Below are 2,105 nucleotides of genomic sequence, written 5' to 3' on the forward strand. Positions count from 1 at the left end.
TCCATCTTTAGCTTCAGGTAAAAAGATTTCTTTTCCACCGCCTAAAATAACATCAACATCATTTTCCAATATTTGCGGTGCGATTGCTGCTTCATTATTTCTATCATCTACATGGGAAGCAAATACAGCTGGAGTTGCATGTGTAATCGTGGAAGTTGCAACTAAACCTGTAGACAGCTTCCTTTCCTCTGCTGCTTCAAGAATCGTATCCAGCTCCTTACCTTCAGGAGACATGCTGATCATTCCATTATTTGTTTTCTCTCCAGTAGCCATCGCTGTCCCGGCTGCAGCGGAATCCGTTACTTCTGAATTTGCCGAATGGGTTTGCATCATTCCAACTAGCATGGAATCTAGTACTGTTTCTTCTCCTTTATACCAGCGATAGTTTGTTGCATAAGAAGCTGAATACCCATCCGGAACCATAAAGATAACATTTTCGACTTTTTGATTTGCCTGAGGTGGTGGGATTTTCTCAGCCTCCCCTTGCTCTGGCCCAAACGCCAGAATGCCGCCTGTAAATAATAGTGCTGAACTAAGTAAGATTACTCCTGCCTTTTTGAACAATTTGTATCATCCTTTCAAACTAGTATTTACTCTATCTTTATACTAACTTATGAGTGTTGAGCCAGTATGAATTGAGTGTAAAGAGTTTGTAAATTCCAAGAATTCCATATGAACTTTACACTTTTGTTACATGAATGATATTTTTCTCAGCAATTTTTAATGTCCTCCTAACTATCCCTTAATTTACCAAGGGTACTATTCTAAGTAACAAATCATTTCGAGGAGGAAGCAAGAATGAAAGTTATTATGATACCTTCGGGTTTTAAAGAATGCCTTGATGCAGAGGAAGTGGCTCATGCAATGGAAAGTGGGGCAAAGCGTTTTGATCCATTTATAGAAACAGATATGATTCCAATGGTTGATGGCGGTGAGGGATTTGCCAAAGCAATTAGTAAAATTAAGAACGGTGAATTGATTTATAAAGAAGTTACCGGTCCGATCGGTGAGAAGATTGAGAGTTATTATGGCATTTTTGTAGAAGGAAACAAACGAACCGCAGTAATAGAAATGGCAGCTGTTGCTGGATTGAAGCTCGTGCCGAATAATCAAAGAAATCCATTAAAAACAACGACCTATGGTGTAGGAGAATTAATCACTGATGCACTCGATATGGGGGTTGATAAAATACTGATTGGATGCGGTGATTCAGGCACATCGGATGGAGGTGCAGGTATGGCACAGGCGCTTGGTTTCCGCTTTCTGGATAATGAGCACCGTGTGATTAATATAAATGGCGGTGAAGATTTGTTAAAGGCGACTTCTGTCGACGCAACTTATTCCGATAATAGATTACCAGATATTGAAATTGAAGTCGCTTGTAACTGGACAAACGTATTGTGTGGTAAACAGGGCGTCGCTAGAGTATTCGGTCCACAAAAAGGTGCTAGTCCGGAACAAGTCGAGATGTTATCTTTGGCATTGGAACATTATGCTTCATTAATTGAACAAGCTATGGGTATGGATGTGCGCCATGCTCCGGGAAGTGGTGCTTCAGGAGGACTGGGAGCCGGACTGCTTGCATTTACCGGTGCCAAATTATACCCGCGCTTTGATTTGATTATGAACTTTATCCAAATGGAAGACAAAATAGCATCAGCTGATCTTGTTATTACAGCAGAGGGAAGTCTTGATTTTCAAACACCAAATGGAAAAATTCCATGTGAAGTAGCAAGGATTGCCAAAAAGTATGGCATTCCTGTAGTTGCAATAACCGGAACAGTCGGCCAGGGTGCAGAACTTAATTACGCTGCAGGGATTGATGCTTATTTAAGTATCACCCAAAAACCGGTAACATTAAAACAGGCGATGATCAAAGCACCAAAATGGATAGAAGACAGTGTCGAATGCATTTTACGCCAAATTACGATTGGAATGAAAATGAGTGAAAAGACCAATTCCAGAGAAAGGATATACGCCTATGGCAACAAGGTTAGACAGGCATAAGGATAAGAAGAATACTTTTTTCGATTTTATCAACAGGCTTTCTACCAGATTAAAAATTATTATAGCCATCCATATTCTTTTCGCTATCTTTATTTTAA

The 2,105-nt window shown here is 40.0% G+C and carries 2 protein-coding genes; one reads left to right on the top strand and one right to left on the bottom strand.

All coding sequences use genetic code 11. The features are described 5' to 3' along the window. The coding region (locus VK097_RS04405; RefSeq protein WP_324210591.1) for an alkaline phosphatase at nucleotides 1-564 on the bottom strand (564 nt) is incomplete at its 3' end. Nucleotides 565-798: 234 nt separating this feature from the next. On the opposite strand from VK097_RS04405, the gene VK097_RS04410 reads away from it, so the two are divergent. Beyond that, on the top strand, nucleotides 799-2,007 hold the full coding sequence (locus VK097_RS04410) for a glycerate kinase family protein (protein ID WP_324210592.1): 1,209 nt from the start codon (nucleotides 799-801) through the stop codon (nucleotides 2,005-2,007). Nucleotides 2,008-2,105 lie beyond the last annotated feature (98 nt).

It is taken from the genome of Lentibacillus sp. (assembly GCF_035301675.1).
Taxonomy (GTDB): Bacteria; Bacillota; Bacilli; order Bacillales; family Amphibacillaceae; genus Lentibacillus.

Coding starts and splice junctions, on each gene's coding strand:
- VK097_RS04410 (WP_324210592.1), top strand. CDS start 799: ATGAAAGTTATTATGATACCTTCGGGTTTTAAAGAATGCCTTGATGCA.